We start from the raw sequence: 19772 nt of genomic DNA, 5'->3' as shown, positions 1-19772 counted from the left end.
TCGTACTTCGCGGCCAGCTTGGAGGCGGCGTCGATCTTAGCCTGACCGGTGAGATCGTTCAGCGCGATGAACTCCGGCTCAAGGCTGTACCAGGTGTCCACGTAGGACTTCCAAGTGGCCTCGCTCTTCGCGTACTTCGCCCACAGGGCGTAGTCGTCCTGCTTGTTCAGGCCGCCCAGACGCGGGTTGTCATGCAGCGCATACACCTTCTGGTTGTCCGTGGAAGCCCAGACCGCACGAAGGGTGTCACCATCAATGATCTTGAAGGAGGACTTCTTCAAACCGGTCTTGCTGAAGGGGCCGACGAAGGTGTAGTAGTAGCCGTCGGACAGGTTCGCGTAGCTCTTGGTCGTCGCGCTGGTGCCAGGCAGGTTCTTGCCTTCCCAGTAGAGGAAGGTGTAGCCGTCGCGGGTCGGCGTGGCCACCACGTCAGCCCACTTCTGGGAGTCGGTCTTGGACACGTAGCGCGAGTGGTTGGCACCGGTGTCGGACCAAGTGCCGCCGTTCGCGTCGAGCAGGATGGAATCTCCGCTCTCCCACTTCGCGTACACGGAGACATCGGCGGTGACCTTGGAGACCTTGATGCCGGACAGCACGCCGTTCCAAGAGGTCACCGTGCGCTTCGTGTAGGTGCCGTAGTCGACGTCCTTGGTGGTCTGGAAGTAGTCCTCCACACCGGTCGGCTCGGCGATGGCCTTGTTCTTGGTCTGGTAGTTCAGCGCCTTGCCGGTCTTCTTGGAGACGACCTTGTTGCCCTTGGCGTCGGTCAGATCCGTGGTGGACTGGTTCCAAAGAGATTCAGTAGCGGGATCGTAGTTGTAGTAGTAGGCGACCGCGGCGATGTTCTCGGTGTCCCAGCCGGCGTACAGGTTCACGGTCTTGGAACCGGACTGCTTCTCGACCTGGGAGGACACGGACACGTTGAAGTCGAACGGAGCGTCATTGTCCGACTGGTACCAGCCGGTGAACTCCGCGCCCTTCTTGGCCGGATCGCCGGGCTGTACGGCCTTGCCATCGGCGGTCGTGTTCTTCTTCCAAATGCCGCTGCCGGAGGTCGCATCAGCCTTGGCGCCGTCGTTGGTCGGGTTCACGTCCTTGACGGCGCTGTCCTTAATGCCGTTGAAGTGGTAGACGACGGTCCAATCGTTGTCGGACGCGTTGGCCACGGCGAACAGCTTGAGATCGTTCGCGTTCCAGTCGCGGACCGCGTTCTTCACGGCCGTCTTGAAATCGTATTCGGTGCCGGAGGCGTCGTCACCGGTGCCGAGCTGCCACTGGAAGCCGTCCTCCGGGTCAGCGCGGTACTCCGGGAACGCCTGGTCGGCGTACGTGTACTTCGTGGTCCAAGCGCCGGTCTGGGCGTCCTGAAGCTCGATCTGGGCGACGTTCTGGTTCGCGGCGGTGCCCGGCGCGGTGCCGTAGTCGGTGAACTTCTCGAACTTCGGGTACAGGGTCGTGTCGGCGGTGATGGCCTCACCCTGGTACAGGTCCTCGCTATCGGCGTGGTTGGACAGCGTCCAACCCACGAACACGTAACCGGCATCAACGGAAGTCGGCTCGGACACGGCGACGTACTTGTTGCTGGCGGCGTCATACACGGAGCCGAAGCTCTTGCCGTAGTAGTCGGCAGCGGTGATCGGCTGGCCCTCAGCCACCTCGATCGTCTGGTCAGCAGTGGAAGCGCCGCCCTTGAACGTGACGGTGAACGCCTTCTTGGACTGGGCGTACAGCTTGGTGTCTCCCTTGACGGCGATGCCGTCAGCGGACGCCACCTTCGTACCGCCCTGATCGTAGGAGTAGCCCGTCAGGACCTTGTGGTCATCCTTCGCGGTGAACGGGTTCGCCAGAGCGGCAAGCTCGGTGAACGTGTCACCGTAGGAGTAGCCGCTGAAGTAATCCAAGGCACCGTTCGCGGCGGTGGCGAACTGGTACGGCTTAGCGGCATCGTACACGCCAATGCTGAAATTGGTCGTGGCCGCGGAATCATCGACCGCGTGGGCCGAATCAACGACATCGGCGTTCGCGGTCGACGCGGCGACGCCCATCGTGGCGATCATCGCGACCGAGGCGAGGCCGGCGAGCGGCGCGCGCCAAACCTTGTTGTTTCCTGTCATAGTCAGGAACCTTTCTTCTAGGGACACAGGAAACAACAAACAAGCAGAATGCAATCACATGGAACATGCACATGACATAGCATGTCCCCGACAGGGGGGGGGAACGAACCAACACGCTTGACTCAAATCTACAAATCCGATTCACTCGTAATCGTCTTCACTGACCTGATTCTCGCGGCAAGGCACCATAACGTTATATAACAATTGCAAACAGCGAATAATTCACGCATAACGGCAATACATTACCGACAGTATAGTTGCACACTATGAACCTACATGAGCCAACTGCGCATTATTCACGAGACGTCGGCATCGATGTCATCCGGGCTCTGGCCATTTTCTGTGTGATAGGTATTCACTCGCTGCCTCAGACCGTTCCCCTGTCTCTGGGCGTTGGGCGCGAACACGCGACGATTATTATGCGTCTACTCACACAATTCGTACAGATGACCTGTCAATTGGGGGTTCCCCTATTTCTCGCCATCACCGGCTATTTGATGCTTGGCCGAGACTACACGGGACTCAATCTTGAACGGTTCGTCAAACGCAATCTTTTGCCAGTGTTTGTCTCATTCGAGTTTTGGAACCTTGTCATGTGCGGCGTAAGACAGTTCGGAATAGCACATGATGTTACTCTGACCGAAGTGGTCAAATCCGCGTTGTTTCTCTCTCAGCCGCCTATGGGCCACATCTGGTATCTTCAGATGATTGTAGGCACGTACTGTGCATTACCTCTGCTCGCCATGGCCTTGAGAAAAGTTGAGGAAACCCATACTGAACGCTATCTGCTGTTCTTCATTGCAATGATTGTCGTCTATCGTTCCGTGGCACCCACCGCCGAGAAACTTATGGAAATCGCCGGACGTCCCATTCATATTGAGATAGCGTACGATTCGATTGTCTCCGATTTGGCTTACACCTTTGTTCCTCTACTTATTGGGTATGCCATACGTCGCGGATTATTCGCCCATATGCGTTTTTCGACTGTAGTGGTTTTGCTTGTGGCTTCCTTCGTTGCTCTCATCGGTGAAGGATACTTCTGGCTGATGAATGGGCCCGTCGGGAAGCCTCAACTGCCCGAGTACGCAGTTAACGATGTTTTTCTTGCCTTTGCCGTGCTTATGACGTTTGCCATCATTCACCGAGTAATCGGAAAGGACAATCCATTACCACGCCAAGTGGTGGTGATACTAGGCAGGTTCTCACAATACATATACGGAATCTACATCTTTCATTTTCCGATCATCTGGAAACTGGCGTTCTTCTGGCACCCGACAAATCACAACTGGCTCAACTTCGTCATCTATTCCGTTGCCGCCTTCGTGCCTTCTCTTGCCGCAACCATAATCCTGTCACGAGTCCCAATCGTGGGGCATTGGCTACTGCTTACTAAGATGCCTGTTCGTCATCGCGAATCGCAAGGACGGCATAGAGCACGATGACGCTGTAGTTTGGCCGCGTCACTTTTTTCCCTGTAACTTCCGCGCCACGACCTTCAGCAGCTCGCGCTGCTTCGACCCGCTGGGGGCGACCACATCCGCATACTTCCTGATCGGGCTGTCCTCCGCGATCGCCCGCTCATGATGCGCGAGGGGCTTCGGCTTCGCCACGCCCGCAAGCATCGCCATCATCTGGAGCGAGAACGGCGTCTGGCGCGCATAGCTCCAATATAGCGGGCCGAAATCGCACCACGGGTTCTTCCACGGCTTGTCGAAGCCGGCGTAATGCACGATCTTCGGTGCCTTGCGCGAGGCCATATACCCGCGGAATACCTCCGCCGGCGCGTAGGCGAACACGCCTTGCACGCGGTCGGCACAGTCGTGCATCACATCCCATTCATACGGGAGATAGGCCACCAAGCCCTCGCACTCCATGTTGAGGATGTCCTGGTCGTTGTAGATGAAGCCGGGACGCGACGCGATCTCCAGCCACTCGTCCACGGTGTGCAAATCCCGCATGCGGTCGAGGTTCATCACCAGCACACCCGCCTGGAAGTAGCCGTACGGCTGCTTCATGCCCAGTTGCGTATCCGCATATTCCAGACGCTTGCCGTCCTTCATGTTGAGATTGCCGAGGAAGTCGAGGTCGCGCACCGCGCCAATCGCGCAATCGCCGAGCGGCGTATCGTACAGTTCCGCGATGTCGCCGTTGACGACGAGATCGGAGTCGAGGTACAGAATCTTCGAATAGAACGGCAACGCATCCTGGATGATGAACCGGTAGTAGGTCTCCACGCTGATATGCGCGTTGTTCGTGGTCAGATGGTATCCGGCGATCACACGGCTCACGTCGAAGAAGCGGACCTCCGCATTCGCAAACGACGAGAGGAACTGCGTGATGCTCCGCTTGTTCTGTTCGGAGATGTCGCGTTCCAGCACGATCATGTCGTAGAAGCGCTCCAGATTCGCGTTCCTCAGCATCGAGTAGATCGTGGTGGTGAGCATCGGCACGTAATTGTCGTCCGCCGCGAAGATCACCGGTACGACGTCGCGCGGGTTACGGTCCAGCGGTTCCAGCGAACCGACCGGCTCGGGGTGCGTGAAGTGCACGCACTGCAGCTGCTTGATCTTCCACGCGCGAGCGGCACCATTCTCGCCCGCAGCTTCCGCCACACGCCGGTGATGCGCGATATAGATATTGAGCAACCGTTCCGCTAGATGCCCCGGCGTGCGCAGCGTCTGCACGTCAGCACGCGAATAATCCCAGCCCGCGACGAATTCGTCCAAGAGCGGGAACAACCACGCGCAGTAGTCCTGGAAAATCGCCTTGCGCATGATGAACATGTTGCAGAAGCACGCTTTTCGGCCGTCCAACACCGCGTCCGCATCCTCTCGGTAGTCAGGATGGCGCTCGCACAGGATGTCGTACATGTGGCGCAGATCCTTCAGGCGCAGATGGCTGTCGCCGTCCCAGTGCTCCTTGAGATTGCCGAAGCCGCCGAACGCGCGCACGTCGTTGACCGGGGAAGTGATTACGTCCCAGCCATCCACCGCGCGGGCGATGCTGTAGTCGTCCAGCCCGTATTCGGCGATTGCCCGTTCGTCGATGTACGAGTCGATGATCTCACCGTAATCATTCTGCTTGTGGTCGATATCGGTGAAGTCGAAGTAGCGGCGGTAGTGGCAGAAGCCGTAGTAGTCGGCGTCGGCGTTCTTCCATGCCCAGTACTGGGCCGTGAGCTCGCAGTACATCGGGTTCTTCTCGGAGATGTTCTCGCCGTCATCGTCGTGCAGCATGTCCGCGAACAGCCTCGGCGCCGAAACCGCACCCACCTGAACCGGCACGATGCTCTCCCCGTCCGGAACGACCGACGGCTTGTGCGCCGACACGAACAGCCTGATACGGGCCGACTGCCGCGGATTGGAAGGCTGTGCTGTAAGAGCCATGTGTAGTACTCCGTCCTGCTTCGACAAATACGACTAACACTTTAGAATATATGGGAGTGCCGAGCGGCCGGCGGCAGATCCGTCCCCGAAAGTTTCGCATGGGATACGCATGAGTTAAGATAGGACGTTTGTGAAGAACCTAGTCAAGAGCCTCCAGGAGCGCTACCGCTACGCGCTGATCGTATTCAAAGAGCTGGTGAAGACCAACTTCAAGCTGCGTTATCAGGGCTCCTTCCTCGGCGTGCTGTGGTCGGTGCTGCAGCCGTTGATGCTGTTCGCCGTCATGTATGTGGTGTTCGTCAAGTTCCTCAAGTTCTCTGACGGCACGCCGACGTTCCCAATTTCCCTGCTGTGCGGCACCTGCCTGTGGCAGTTCTTCTCCGAATCGACGAGTATGGGCATGCGCGCGATCGTCGACCGCGGCGACCTGCTGCGCAAGATCCACTTCCCGAACTACATCATCGTGGCTTCGACGACGATGGGCTCGATGATCTCGCTGGCGATTAACCTGTGCGTCGTAATCCTGTTCGGCACGTTCGCGCACGCCCACTACACCTGGCGTGTGATTCTGGTCATCCCCAGCATCATCCAGCTGTACGCGATCTCGCTCGGCGTGGCGTTGCTGCTCGGCTCGCTGTATGTATATTTCCGCGACATTGGGCATATCTGGGAGGTCCTCCTTCAGGCGATGTTCTACGCGACGCCTATCATCTACCCGATCTCGATGGTCCAGAAGAACCCCGAGTTCCACTGGGCGGCCGACCTGCTTATGCTCTCGCCCACCACGCAGACGATCATGGATATCCGCCACAACCTGCTCTCGCCGGAATACGTGCCGACAATCTGGTCGATGATTGACAACCGGTGGCTGTGCCTGCTGCCGTACGTGCTGTCCGTGATCGTGCTGTGGGCCGGCATCCATGTGTTCCGCAAGTACAGCGCGAAGTTCGCGGAGGTGTTGTGATATGGGTGATGCCATGACCGAGCCGAAAACCGTGGAGAAGAAGACCATGCACAACGTTGACGAGAATACCAACGACGACCGTCCGGTCGTGCTCAAGGTCGAGCACGTCGCCAAGTCGTTCCGCCTGCCCACCGAGCAGGCCACGGGACTCAAGATGGCGTTCCTCAACTGGACGCGCGGCGTCAAGGGCTACACCGAGCAGCAGGTGCTGCGCGACATCAACTTCGAGGTGCATCAGGGCGACTTCTTCGGCATTGTGGGCCGCAACGGCTCCGGCAAGTCCACGCTGCTCAAGATCATCTCGCAGATCTACATGCCCGAAAAGGGCCGTGTGACGGTCAAGGGCAAGCTCGTGCCGTTCATCGAGCTCGGCGTCGGTTTCAACCCGGAGCTGACCGGCCGTGAGAACGTGTACCTCAACGGCGCGCTCCTCGGCTTTAGTCGCGAGGAGATTGACGCGATGTACGACGATATCGTCGATTTCGCTGAGCTCGGCGACTTCATGGATCAGAAGCTCAAGAACTACTCGTCCGGCATGCAGGTGCGACTCGCGTTCTCCGTCGCGATCAAGGCGCAGGGCGACATCCTAGTCCTCGATGAGGTGCTCGCCGTCGGCGACGAGGCGTTCCAGCGCAAATGCGACAACTTCTTCGCCGAGATTCGCAAGGACCCCACGAAGACCGTCATCCTGGTCACCCACTCGATGGACGCGGTCAAGAAGTACTGCAACAAGGCCATCCTCATCAAGGACGGCGAGATCATCGTCAGCGGCAACAAGAACGACGTGGCGGACCGCTACACGCTGGAGAACCTGAAGGCCAAGAAGATCGTGGAGGTCAAGAAGGACGAGCCGGTGTCCGAATACCCCACCGGTCTGAGCGAGCGGGTTCCGGTGCTGAACGTGCGGGCTGTGGGTGACCCCGCCAGCAGGATCGACGAGGACTTCGTCTTCGACGTCGAATACGAGTTTGACGAACCTGGTACCCCGTTCTATATGGCGGTGTCGATGCACGATACTCGGCGCGGCGGCGTCTCCTTCGCCGAGAACTTCGACCTGTCAGAATACGGGCGGCATAAGGTGCGTTTCGCCGCGCCCATGCGCCTGTTCGACAACGGGCAGTTCCGCATCATCGCCTCGCTGCACACGTACGAGAAGGAGAACCCCAAGCAGGTGGAGATGATCGGCTTCAGCAACGACGACAACTCCTGCGACTTCGTGGTCAACGATCCCAAGGGTGCTGAGAACTTCGCTCTCATCAACAATTATTCGATGGCTTTCACCCCCATCGCAGGTGCAAAGGCCATCTCTCGATTCCACAATGATGATGACGGCGAAGAGGATTCCAGCCGGGCATAACAACCAGACATACCCAGACATACATGGAAACAGATAGGGCGTTATGGGTACCGATTTCACAATCAAGATGCTGTGCCGCGGCGATGGCAAGGGATACACGCTGATTCGGAGTGCCATTCCGGCGGCATCGCTCCGCGCCTCGGCGGAAGTCAAGGGACAAGCGACAGTGCCTTGTCAGCTGTATCCGTTGCCGATGCCGGGTGAGGATCATGCGGCATCGGCACACGCCAGCGGCAGGGACGGTGATTCGTCGGCCGATGCATTGTCGTACGCGTTCGTGGCTGTGGTTCCGCTGCTTGACGGAGCCGATTTATCGGTCAACATATACGATGCCAAGACCGGGAACACAGTGTTCTCCTTCCCGTTCAAACCATTGGAGACGAAAATACGATCCCGTCTGACGTACCGTTTCCACGGTCAGGATGCTTACAAGATCAGGGATATCGAACATCGTCATTCCTCTGGACGACCCGTAGTGAATGTGGCCGGCATCTATCCGGTTACGCCCGATAAGCTGTCATGGCGCATCCACGTCTCATTCCCTTACGAGGAGAATGAGTGCGGCTACCTGCTCAAGGCGTGTGACGCTTCGGGCAACGACGTTCCACTGGAACCGATGGTTCTTGAGGATTGCGTGATTCCCGACCGCAGGGATGGCAACAATCTGCTTCACGAGGTCACCTACGCGCTTGTCATGGACGCCGGCGTCGACATGCTCTGCGTATGGGCCGAACGATTCGCCAGTAAGGATGCTGATCGGGATGGCGACGCAGGCTACCACGACGGCAATTTCGACGAGGTACTGCCGTTCAGATATCACCAGTTGGTGAACCGTGCCATGGATGAGGCACGGAATGTCATGTATGATTCGGGTTACGGATCTTGGCTGGACTACCACCGATCGACCGATGCGGACGTCGAACGGCAACGCGAATTGTGTGCCGGGTGGAAGCTCCGTCCGCTGATCAGCATCGTAGCGGTGTTGTATGAGACGCCTGCGGAGTATCTTCGCATGCTGTTGAACTCCGTGCTTGCGCAGTCATATCCTCATTTCGAGCTCGTGCTCGTCAACGCGGGAGACTCCACAGGTTCTATCAAGTCCGTACTGGCCGAATACGACGACACTCGTATCAGAACCGTCACAGCCCCCAACAGGAGCATCGCCGAGAACACCAACGTCGGACTCAACAGCGCGACCGGAGACTACATCGCGTTCGTAGACCATGACGACGTCATCGAGCCTGATGCGCTGTACCGGTACGTCGCGCAAATCAACGCCGATTCCGACACGGACCTGATGTACTGCGACGAGGACCAGTTAATCGATGGCGAGTACCGCAATCCGGTGTTCAAACCCCAGTACAATCCGGACATGCTACTGGCCTCGAACTACATCTGCCACATGCTGATGGTGAGCCGCCATGCGCTCCAGCAAGTGGAGCTTTCGCCCGCGGACGTCTCCGGTGCCCAGGACTACGATCTGACCTTGAAGGTGGCTGAGGTCGCACGGTCCATCCACGCGATTCCTTATGTGCTATACCACTGGAGGGTCCACCGGAATTCAACCAGCGTCAACCCGGACAGCAAGCCCTATGCGGAGGGGGCCGGTCTCAGAGCACTGGAACGGCATTTCCAACGTATAGGGGTCACTGCACACGTGCATGAATCGGAGCGGGTGTTCCGATACCTCACCGAGTATGTCCATGACAAACCGACGAAGGTGAACATCGTCATCCCGACCAAAGACCATGTCGATCTGCTGAACCGATGCCTGGAATCCGTATTCGCATCCTTGGACGCGAACGATGCCGATTCGTCGCTGATCTACGACGTGACGTTGGTCGAGAACAACAGTACCGAACAGCGAACCTTCGAGTTCTACGAGCGGATTCAGCGAGAGCACAAACAGGTCCATGTCGTCACATGGCCAGGACACGGATTCAACTATTCCGCCATTTGCAATTACGGTGCGGCGCACAGCGACGGCAACCTGATCCTGTTCCTCAACAACGACACTCAGGTGGTGAACGACAGCTGGTTGCGATCCATGAGCGGCTTCTTCGCCCGCCCCGAAGTCGGCGTCGTCGGCGCGAAGCTGATATACGGCGATGGACTGGTCCAGCACGGAGGCGTGTGGGTCGCGCGCGACCATGTCGGATACATGGGCAATATGCTGCCCATGGATGACGGCGGCTACTTGGAGACCCTGCATTATCCGGTGGATTGCGCTGCGGTCACGGGCGCCTGTCAGATGATCCGCAGGTCGGTATTCGAGAAGATCGGCGGGTTCGACGAGGACCTGGAAGTGACTCTCAACGACGTCGACCTCTGCCTGAAGGCGGGGCAGGCCGGTTACCTGACCGTGTTCGATCCGCAGGCGATGCTTCGCCACAATGAGCATTCGAGCCGTGGCCGGGACGAACTGGACCCGGCGAAGGCGAGGCGCTCTATCGAGGAGTACGCCCGTTTCTTCATGAGATGGAACCACACCGTCGAACCCGGGAAATACATCAACAGGAACCTCAATCAGATGGAGGGACGCTATAAGCTCGCGTAGCCGCGAAGATCGCCTCTCCGCTGTCATGTCTCCTAGGCACAGAGACGTCTGCGGTATTCTGAGGGATAGTCAGCTTACGAATGGAGAGGTATGTCGTATTCCATCAAGCGCCTGTGCCGGGGCGATGGCAAAGGCTACATCAAAATAGAGGGCGAGGGGCTGTGTCCTGAACGATTGTCCGCGATGGCGACTGCCGCAAATGGGCAGCGCATCGCGTGCGGCGTCTATCCGTTCGGGTTCCCCGGGGAGGACGCCGTGGCGGCGCGTCGTGCCGGCGACGAGCATGCGTCCGACGGCAGCGGTATCGGCTCATGTGTGGTGGCCGTCCCCCTGCTTGATGGCACCGATCTGCAGGTCCGTGTCTATGACGGTTCGGCGGGAAGCGCCAAACCCGTGTTCGAGTTTCCCTTCAAGCCGCTTCCCAGCAAGATACAGTCACGACTGTCCTATAAATTCCACGCCGAGGAGGCGTATCGGATCCGTGGTATCGATCAGCGTCGCGTCGCGTTCGCCCCGTACGTGTATGTGACCGGCATTTACCCCGTCAGCGATTCGGAGGTTTCATGTCGGTTCACAGTGGGGTTCCCCCAGCGGTCCGAGCAGGGACTCTCCATCCGTGTATTGGATGATTCCGCGAATGTCATCGACACGGAACCGATGGTGATCAAGGACAGTGATGCAATCTCGCGCGGGGACCTCTACGCGAAGGCATGGGAACGGGTCTACGCCGTACGCATCCCGCTCGAACCACGGACCATCTGCATCGAGGCGACGGAAACGACGCAGGACGCACCGGCCGGTTCGGCGTACGGCAATTTCGCCTGCATCACTCCGCCGATATTCCAGGGGTTTGTCAACGGCGCATTGAACAACACCCGTAACGCCTACCAGGATCCCGGTTATCCCGCATGGTTCGAACGCCGCCGGGCGGGCGCCGACGATCTGAGCGCCGAAAAACGTGTAATATCCCGGTGGGAGTACCGGCCGAAGGTCAGCGTCGTGTCGGTGCTGTTCAACACCCCGCAGGAATATCTGACGGCGATGATCGATTCGGTTCTGGCCCAGTCGTACGAGGATTTCGAACTCGTTCTGGTCAATGTCAGCGGGGACAATGCTTCCGTGAAGCAGGTTCTGGCATGCTATGATGATCCGCGCATCCGCGTGATCGAAGCGGAGAACAATAGCATCGCGGAGAACACAAACGTCGGCATAGCGACGTCCACCGGCGATTATGTGGCGTTCGTCGACCACGACGACGTCATCGAACCGGACACCCTGTACCAGTACGTCGCGATCATGCAGGACGACCGCGAGGCTGACCTGCTGTACTGCGACGAGGACCGGCTCGACAACGGGCGGTACGACAGGCCGTTCTTCAAACCGGGGTTCAACAGGGATTGGCTGTATTCCTACAACTACATCACCCATATGCTGATGGTCAGCCGGCATGCGCTTTCGAGGATCGAACTGTCCGGCGCCGATGTGACGGGCGCGCAGGACTACGACATGATCCTCAAATGCTCCGAGGTGGCCCGGTCCATCAGGAACGTGCCCTACGTGCTGTACCACTGGCGCATCCATCCGAATTCGACCAGCAGCAATGCGGGGAGCAAGCCATATGCGGACGAGGCCGGCAGACTGGCGCTGAGCCGTCATTTCGAACGCATCGGGGTGAAGGCCAAAGTCGAGAAATCGGAGTTCCCGTTCCGCTACCGCACCCGTTACCTCATGGACCATGACCCCAAGGTGAGCATCGTCATCCCCACCAAAGACCATGCCACTATGCTCGCGAACTGCGTCAACGCCGTCCTGGAGAAGACCGAATACCGCAATTATGACATCGTTCTGGTGGAAAACAACAGTGTCGAGCCTGAGACGTTCGCATACTACGAGCATGTCGAAAAGGAGTCCGACAAGGTCCATGTGGTCCGTTGGCCCGGACACGGTTTCAACTACTCCGCGATCTGCAACTTCGGCGCCGCTCACTCCGACGGCGAGATCATCCTGCTCCTGAACAACGACACCGAGGTGATTTCGCCAGAATGGCTGGGCGCGATGGTGAACTTCATGGGCCGCCCCGATGTGGGCGTCGTCGGTGCCAAACTGATCTGCAGGGACGGTATCGTCTCACATGGCGGCGTCTGGCTGTCCACGAACGACGTGGGTTACATGGGATACGACCTCGGCGCCGACGACAGCGGCTATATGGACACCATGAGGTACCCGTATGACCCCGTTGCGGTGACCGGCGCCTGCCAGATGATCCGCCGATCGTTGTTCGACCGTATCGGCGGCTTCGACGAAAGCCTTTTGGTCGACCTCAACGACATCGACCTGTGCCTCAAGGCGGAACAGGAGGGCTTCGTGACCGTGTTCGAGCCCCGCGCCCGCCTGTATCACAATGAGCACACGTCACGAGGCCGGGACGAGAGCGACGCCGGCAAGCGGATTCGCTCCGAGGAGTACGGACGCTTCTTCTTCAAATGGAATCCTGTCTTCCAACCCGGTCGGTTCATCAACATCAACCTCGACCAATGCGACGGCAACTGTAAAATCTTCAGAGGTTGACGCCAGTTGTGGCCTCGGTGTGGCCGGAACGCTGTTTCGCCGCGTTCCGGCCACACTTTTTACATCGCAGTTACGGCTTGCCGCTACTTGCGGTGCCGGACCAGCCTGCCGACGGCCTTGAGCAGCTCGCGCCGCTCGGAGCCGATCGGCGCGATGGGATCGACGATCTTGCGGATGGGGCTCTTTTCCGCCACGGCGCGTTCATGCCGCGGTTTGGATACAGTCCGCGGTGTCCCGACGACTGATGCCGACACCTTCTTGAGCAGCCGCTCGTAGAACGGCGTCTCCCGCGCATAACGCCAATAGATGCTCGCGAAATCGCAGTCGGGATCCGTCCACGGCTTGATGAAGCCGGCGTAGTGGATGATCTTCGGATGCTCGCGCGACTCGATATACGCGTCATAGGCGTCATTGGGCGCGAACGAGAAGACGTTCGCCACACGGTTCGCGCAGTCATGAACCACATTCCATTCCCACGGCAGGTACGTGACCTTGCCCTCGCAATGGACGTTCAGCACATCCTGATCGTTGTAGATGAGACTCGCGTCGGAGGCGTATTCGAGCCACTGGCTGAAGGAGTAGTGCTCGCGCATGGCTTGGGTGTTCAACACCAGCACGCCGGCCTGGAAGTATGAGTACGGGTCCGTCATGCCGAGCACCTGCTTGGTGTACTTCATGCGGATGCCGTCCTTGATGTTGAGGTTGCCCAGATAGTCGACGTCGTGAACCGCCGCGAGAAGGTTGTCGCCGAGTTCCGTGTCGTACAGTTCCGCGATGTCCCCGGTGATGATGATGTCCGAGTCTAGGTACAACACCTTGTCATAGAACGGCAGGACCTGCTGGATAAGGAACCGATAGTACGTCTCCACGCTGATGTGCTCGTTGTTCGTGGTCAGGTTGTAGCCGGTGATCATTCTGTCCACATTCGTGAACCGCAGCGTCATGTTGGGGAACCGGGAGAAGAACGCGCGCATACGCTCCTGCTTGTCCCACGAGATGTTGCGCTGGAGCACCACCACATCGTAATGGCGACTCGTGTCCGCGTTGGACATGGCGGAGTAGATCGTGGTAGCCAACTGAGGCGCATAATTGTCGTCGGCGGCGAAGATGACCGGGACGATGCGTTCCGGCTCGATGTCCTGCAACGGCTCCAAACCGGTCTCGCGTTCGGGGTTGGTGAAATGCACGCACTGCAGCTGCTTCATCTTCCACCCGGCGTTCGTGCGACGGTGATGAAGCAGGTATATGTTCAACAGTCGCTCGGAGAGATGACCCGGGGTGCGCAGGGCCTCCTTGCTGTAGGCCATCGTTCCCGTGACTTCCTCGAACCGCTGCAGAATCGGGAACAGCCATTCGCAGTAGTCGAAGAAGATCCGCTTGCGCATGATGAACATGTTGCAGAAGCAGGAGGTCTTCCCCGCGAGGAAGGCGTCGGCGTCCTGCTTGTAATCCGGGTGCATCCTGCACAGGATGTCGTAGCAGGCGCGCAGGTCGCGATCATGCAGTTTCGGAGCCGCATGCCACATGCCCTTCGGCGTCCCATTCTTCCGAACGAAGGCGGTCAGATTGCTGAACGGCGTGGTGATGACGTCGTATCCCTTGATGGCAGCCGCCATGGAAGCATCGTCGAGGCGATATTCACGGATTGCATGGTCATCAATGTAGTCATCCATGATCTCGCCGTAGATGTTTTCCTCATGGGGCGTCTCGGAGAAGTCGAAGTACCTGCGGTAATGGCAGAAGCCGTAGTATTCGGCGTCGACGTTCTTCCACGCCCAATACTGGGCGGTCAGTTCGCAGTACCGGGGGTTCCTGTCCGAAATGTTGTCTCCCTGGTCGTCATGGAGCATGTCGGGGAACCGGTTGGCGGCGGTGACCGCACCGACCTGAATCGGCTGCAGTATGGCGGTATGGGGGTAATCGACATCCTTGTGCGTGGAGACGAAGATGCGGATCGAGGAGCCGTCTTGCCGTTCCTTGTCGGCCTTGGAACGGTCCAACGCCTGCAACTGGGTCTGCGCCGCACGCTGCATGTCGGAGAAACGCTGCGTCTTCTCTCCGGAAAGGTCCAACCCGTCGAGCAGTTGCCGGTACAGATCGACGTTGTCGATGGCCTGCCTCGACTGATCCGACTTGTCGAACAGGTGCTGACGGGCGCGGTAGGCATCGTCATTGATGAAACGGTACAATTCACCGGCCAGATCGATCGCACCCCACGCACGAGCGGCGATGACGAACGCGGCACGCTTGTCTGCCGGCGCGATATTGTCCTTCCACTCATTCATGGTATGGCTGACCAGCTGGGTGCGCAGCCTCCTCAACGCGGTGCGCTGCGCCGGTGAATCGCCATGCGATTCGACATAGGCTTGAACCAAAGAGAGGGCCTTCGCGTTCTGGGAACTGATATCGTCGAACACATCCAGCGTCAGGGTGTCTCCCAACGTCACGCCACGACCAAGATGATAGATGTACCACGGGGAATCCGGCAACGCCCTATATGAGAGCGCACAGGAGGCGATGGCGAAATACAGATAGGCGTCATCCGGCCTGGTGAGCCGGGCATCTTCCACGTCCGCCAGCGCGCTGCGGACCAGATTGCCCCGGTACAGCTTATGATGCACGTTCCAGTCGTACCCATCATCGGCGAACACCGTCTCCAGAATCGCGGAACCATACAGTTCACGCGGTTTCGGCGTCATGTATCCGGTCATTCCCGCAGCCGCCTCCGCCGCTAGGTCGTTGGCGGCATCGACCTGCACGCCGAAATGAAGAATATCCACGGGGTCGTGGCTCATGGACGTCAGCATGCGTTCGCAGGCGTCCGGCACCAGTTCGTCATCCTGGTCCATGAACGTGACGTATCGTCCTTGGGTATGCAGCGCACCGGTCTTTCTGGCGACCAAGGTACCCATGTTCTCAGGCTGGTCCACGAGCACGACGCGTCGGTCCTTCTGCTGGTGCTGGAGTACGACGTCCCTCGTATTGTCGGGGCTTTTGTCGTTCACGACGACGATCTCGATATCGGGGAAAGTCTGCTGCTCCAGCTTGGTGAGGCAGGCATCAAGATATTCGGCCTTGTTGTAGGCTGGAATAACAATGGACAGAGTTGGCATGGAACCTCGCTTGGTTGTCGATACTTCGTCCAGTCTAGCGTGCGCTATTACAGACACGTCTTGTCCGCGGATTATGGATACGAGGTCTGTATCATGCTGCGGAAGACGACGTTCGGAAAAGGAGGACGGATGAAAGGCATTATCCTGGCCGGAGGCTCAGGAACGAGATTGTATCCGCTGACGTCGGTGACATCGAAGCAGTTGCTTCCGGTGTATGACAAGCCCATGATCTACTACCCGCTTTCCACGCTGATGCTTGCGGGAATCCGGGACATTCTGATCATCTCCACGCCACATGATCTGCCGAATTTCGAACGTCTGCTGGGTGACGGATCGCGCTTTGGTGTCAGCCTATCGTACAAGGTGCAGCCTTCACCTGACGGCTTGGCGCAGGCGTTCCTGCTTGGCGAGGAGTTCATTGCGGGCGATTCGTGCGCGCTGGTGTTGGGAGACAACATCTTCTACGGCAACGGCTTGTCCAAGCAGCTCAAGGAGGCGGTAATGCTGGCCGAACAGGGCGGGTCGACGGTGTTCGGCTATTACGTGGACGATCCCGAACGGTTCGGTGTGATTGAGTTCGATAAGAACGGCAAGGCCGTCTCCATCGAGGAGAAGCCGTCCAAGCCCAAGTCCAACTATGCCGTGACGGGTCTGTACTTCTATGACAACAGGGTGGTCGACTACGCCAAGAGGGTGAAACCATCGGCACGAGGCGAATTGGAGATTACCGACCTCAACCGCATGTACCTCGAGGACGGCAGCTTGCACGTCCGCACGTTGGGACGCGGCTACGCTTGGCTCGACACGGGAACGATGGAGTCGCTGTACGAGGCGAGCGAGTTCGTGCGTTCGGTGGAACGTTCGCAGAGCCTGCCCATTTCCGTGCCTGAGGAAATTGCGTACGAACAGGGGTGGGTCACCAAGGACGCGCTGCGGTTGGCCGCCCACGCGTACGGCAAGTCCAATTACGGCAAGCATCTGCAGCAGGTTGTGGACGAGCGTCTGATTCGCTGACGAGGGGGTATTCCAATGGCGAATTATCGTGTTGTACGGGTCTGCAGAGGCGACGGCAAGGGGTACATCGAGGTCTTGGCCGACGGGGAGCAGTCGGAGCGCCTCTATGCGTCGGCCGCTGCCACGAATCACCGTGAGATTCCGTGCATGGTCTATGAGACGGGACGAAGGACTGCGGAAGAGCGGACTTTCGTCATCGCGGTGCCTTTGCTGGACGCCACGGAATTATCCGTTCGCTTGTTCGATGCCGTTGCTCCGTCCGCGCGACCGGTGCTGGAATACACGTTCTCCCCATTGCGCACGAAAATCAGGTCGAATCTCGGGTATCGGTTCAACCGCCAGCAGGCGGAATCGATACGCGATGTGGATCAGAGGCTGCTCTCCGGGCAACCTTACCTGTATGTGGCCGGCATGTACCCCGCCGGTGCCGATGAGGTGGTCTGTCGCTTCCATATGACCGCGCCGTACGATTCTGGCGCCCGGTATTCGATCGCCGTGTTGGATGCCGCCGCCGAACCGATCGGGCGGGATCTGCTGGTCATGGAAGATTGTGTGGTGCCCGATCAACGGGACTCCAAGAACCGCCTGCGCGAGATGACGTTCTCGGTGCGTCTGCGCGCTTCAGACACGACCGTGTGCATCACGGCGACGCGTGAGAGCGCGTCCGCCGCTTTTGATGGATGCTTCACATGCCTGTTGCCCGCGAATGTGGACGGTTTTCTCAGCGGTGCCCGCGACAAACTGAGCCATGCCTCGCAAGAGGGCGGCTACATGCAATGGCTGGAGACCCATAGGTCAACCGTCGCGGATGTATTGCGCCAGCGCGAGATCGTCAAGGAATGGACATTCCAACCGCTGATCAGCGTGGTGACGCCGGTGTATCGGACTCCGGCGCCGTTCCTTCAGGAGATGATCCAATCGGTGCTCGAGCAATCCTACGGACGCTTCGAGCTGATTCTGGTGAACGCCAGCGGCGACTGCCCGGAAGTCGATCGGGTATTGGGCGGATACGATGATCCGCGTATCCGCGTGCTGACCATCCCCAATGGGACTATCGCCTCCAACACCAACAAGGGCATCAAGGAGGCGAAGGGTGACTACATCGCCTTCGTCGACCACGATGATGTCATCGAGCCGGACGCTCTTTACCGGTACGTTTCGGCGTTGCAGGACGATCCGGAGATCGACGTCATGTACTGCGACGAGGACCATCTCAAGGACGGACGCTACGAGTGGCCGGTGTTCAAGCCCGCATTCAATCCCGATCTGCTGATGGGCTACAACTACATCACCCACATGCTGATGGTGAGCAGGCATGCCTTGGACCAAGTCGAATTGTCCGACGACGCCGTTTCGGGGGCGCAGGATTACGATCTCACACTGAAATGCGTGTCTGTCGCGAGAGTCGTGCGGAACATCCCCTACGTGCTGTACCACTGGCGTGAACACGCCAATTCGACGAGCACGGGCATGGATAAGAAGCCTTATGCGATCACCGCTGGCAAAATCGCGCTGCAACGGTATCTTGATGGGCTGGGTGTCCCCGCAAAGGTCGTCGAACGCGACGAGCCTTGCACGTACAAGGTGCTGTATGCCCCGGATATTCCGCCGAAAATCAGTATCGTGATTCCGACCAAGGACCACGTCGACCTGCTGTCGGCATGTCTGAAGTCGCTGTTGAACATCACCGAATATGATCGCGACCGTTATGAGGTCATCTGTGTGGAGAACAACAGCACTGAGCCGGGGACGTTCGCCTATTATGAGGCGATCCAATCGAAGTATGACAATGTCCGCGTCGTCACATGGCCCGGCAAGGGGTTCAACTACTCCGCCATCTGCAATTACGGAGCCGAACAGGCGACGGGCGATCTGCTGCTGTTCCTCAACAACGACACCGAGATACGCGATGCCGGCTGGTTGGCGTCAATGGCTGGTTTCTTCGCTCGGAAGGATATCGGTGTCGTCGGCGCTAAACTGCTCAACCACGATGGTCTCGTCCAGCACGGAGGCATCTGGGTCGCGCCCGGAGGATGCTTCTACATGAACCAGAATTTCACCGAACACGATGAAGGCTATATGAAGTTGCTGAGACTGCCCTCGGACGTCGCCGCGGTCACCGGAGCCTGCCAGATGATCAGCCGGCGGGTGTTCGACGAGGTCGGTGGCTTCGATGAGTCCTTGGTTGTGTCATACAGCGATGTCGATCTCTGCCTCAAAGCTGAGGAAGCGGGGTACAGGACCGTATTTGACGCCGATGCCGTACTGTACCACCGGGAAAGTAGCAGTAGGGGCCGGGACGACTTGGATGTGGTGAAACGCCGGCGACTGGAACAGGAGCAGTTCAGGTTCTACCAGAAGTGGGCTGGGTTTGAGAGAGGCCGGTACATCAACATCAATCTCAACCAGTACGACGGGTATTTCAAGATCGCTCGGTAACTGTTGAAGCGAACAGGAAGTCAAACGGAACTGCGGAATTACGAGCCGTATCCCGGTGTCGAAGGTGAAATGGACATGCCCCGATACAAAGACGTCGTCACTTTTGAGGCTTGTGCTGTTTTCGTGGGTTAGGTTGTGGGCTTTGGTAGTCGGATGTCGAGGCCGCCGCATCGGAGCATGATCAGGGCGATGAGGTTGTCCACGTGGTGGAAGCCGTAGGCCATGCGGATGGTGACCTTGATGCGGTTGTTGAACGCCTC

11 protein-coding genes are annotated in these 19772 nt (G+C 58.5%); 7 read left to right on the top strand and 4 right to left on the bottom strand.

The annotated features are described in order from the left end of the window. Positions 1–2114 (bottom strand): InlB B-repeat-containing protein (locus tag BG22_RS09905; RefSeq protein ID WP_140495199.1); only part of this gene is annotated, 2114 nt, incomplete at its 3' end. Positions 2115–2380: 266 nt separating this feature from the next. On the opposite strand from BG22_RS09905, the gene BG22_RS09900 reads away from it, so the two are divergent. Then, positions 2381–3556, top strand: a complete 1176-nt coding sequence (locus BG22_RS09900; protein WP_140495197.1) for an acyltransferase — start codon at positions 2381–2383, stop codon at positions 3554–3556. An 18-nt stretch (positions 3557–3574) separates the two neighbouring features. Here BG22_RS09900 and BG22_RS09895 read toward each other — a convergent pair whose 3' ends face one another. After that, positions 3575–5500, bottom strand: coding sequence for a DUF4422 domain-containing protein (locus BG22_RS09895; RefSeq protein WP_140495195.1), 1926 nt, complete (start codon positions 5498–5500; stop codon positions 3575–3577). A gap of 130 nt (positions 5501–5630) precedes the next feature. Between BG22_RS09895 and BG22_RS09890 the strand changes: the two genes are divergently transcribed. The 4 genes from BG22_RS09890 (at position 5631) to BG22_RS09875 (ending at position 12946) form a co-directional block, all read left to right on the top strand. Continuing rightward, positions 5631–6464: an ABC transporter permease gene (locus BG22_RS09890; protein ID WP_140495193.1), complete on the top strand. Its 834-nt coding sequence runs from the start codon at positions 5631–5633 to the stop codon at positions 6462–6464. 13 nt (positions 6465–6477) lie between these two features. Then, on the top strand, positions 6478–7821 hold the full coding sequence (locus BG22_RS09885; protein WP_140495201.1) for an ABC transporter ATP-binding protein: 1344 nt from the start codon (positions 6478–6480) through the stop codon (positions 7819–7821). 43 nt (positions 7822–7864) lie between these two features. Beyond that, positions 7865–10378 (top strand): glycosyltransferase family 2 protein, encoded by a 2514-nt coding sequence (locus BG22_RS09880; protein WP_140495191.1) that lies wholly within the window; start codon positions 7865–7867, stop codon positions 10376–10378. A 90-nt stretch (positions 10379–10468) separates the two neighbouring features. After that, on the top strand, positions 10469–12946 hold the full coding sequence (locus BG22_RS09875) for a glycosyltransferase family 2 protein (RefSeq protein WP_140495189.1): 2478 nt from the start codon (positions 10469–10471) through the stop codon (positions 12944–12946). Positions 12947–13029: 83 nt separating this feature from the next. Here the strand turns inward: BG22_RS09875 and BG22_RS09870 are convergent, their stop codons facing one another. After that, positions 13030–16059, bottom strand: a complete 3030-nt coding sequence (locus BG22_RS09870; RefSeq protein WP_140495187.1) for a DUF4422 domain-containing protein — start codon at positions 16057–16059, stop codon at positions 13030–13032. Between the two features lie 129 nt (positions 16060–16188). Between BG22_RS09870 and rfbA the strand changes: the two genes are divergently transcribed. Further along, a complete protein-coding gene (gene rfbA, locus BG22_RS09865; protein ID WP_140495185.1) occupies positions 16189–17073 on the top strand; it encodes a glucose-1-phosphate thymidylyltransferase RfbA in 885 nt (294 codons plus the stop codon). Between the two features lie 15 nt (positions 17074–17088). Further along, entirely contained in the window at positions 17089–19512 is a 2424-nt protein-coding gene (locus BG22_RS09860) for a glycosyltransferase (RefSeq protein ID WP_140495183.1), read from the top strand. A 128-nt stretch (positions 19513–19640) separates the two neighbouring features. On the opposite strand, the gene BG22_RS09855 is transcribed toward BG22_RS09860, so the two are convergent. Next, positions 19641–19736 carry a hypothetical protein gene (locus BG22_RS09855; protein ID WP_233428165.1) on the bottom strand — a complete coding sequence of 32 codons (96 nt, stop codon included), beginning with the start codon at positions 19734–19736 and terminating at the stop codon, positions 19641–19643. Between the last annotated feature and the right edge of the window lie 36 nt (positions 19737–19772).

Origin of the sequence: Bifidobacterium sp. UTBIF-78 (assembly GCF_006408945.1) — a bacterium.
GTDB lineage: Bacteria > Actinomycetota > Actinomycetes > Actinomycetales > Bifidobacteriaceae > Bifidobacterium > Bifidobacterium myosotis.
Note: the sequence above shows the minus strand (reverse complement) of the source record. Positions and strands in the feature narration are given on the sequence as shown.

Bases quoted from the DNA above. Each gene is read 5' to 3' on its own strand.
- BG22_RS09860 (WP_140495183.1), top strand. From the start codon at position 17,089: ATGGCGAATTATCGTGTTGTACGGGTCTGCAGAGGCGACGGCAAGGGG.
- BG22_RS09900 (WP_140495197.1), top strand. From the start codon at position 2,381: ATGAACCTACATGAGCCAACTGCGCATTATTCACGAGACGTCGGCATC.
- rfbA (WP_140495185.1), top strand. From the start codon at position 16,189: ATGAAAGGCATTATCCTGGCCGGAGGCTCAGGAACGAGATTGTATCCG.
- BG22_RS09885 (WP_140495201.1), top strand. From the start codon at position 6,478: ATGACCGAGCCGAAAACCGTGGAGAAGAAGACCATGCACAACGTTGAC.
- BG22_RS09855 (WP_233428165.1), bottom strand. From the start codon at position 19,736: ATGGCCTACGGCTTCCACCACGTGGACAACCTCATCGCCCTGATCATG.
- BG22_RS09880 (WP_140495191.1), top strand. From the start codon at position 7,865: ATGGGTACCGATTTCACAATCAAGATGCTGTGCCGCGGCGATGGCAAG.
- BG22_RS09895 (WP_140495195.1), bottom strand. From the start codon at position 5,500: ATGGCTCTTACAGCACAGCCTTCCAATCCGCGGCAGTCGGCCCGTATC.
- BG22_RS09870 (WP_140495187.1), bottom strand. From the start codon at position 16,059: ATGCCAACTCTGTCCATTGTTATTCCAGCCTACAACAAGGCCGAATAT.
- BG22_RS09875 (WP_140495189.1), top strand. From the start codon at position 10,469: ATGTCGTATTCCATCAAGCGCCTGTGCCGGGGCGATGGCAAAGGCTAC.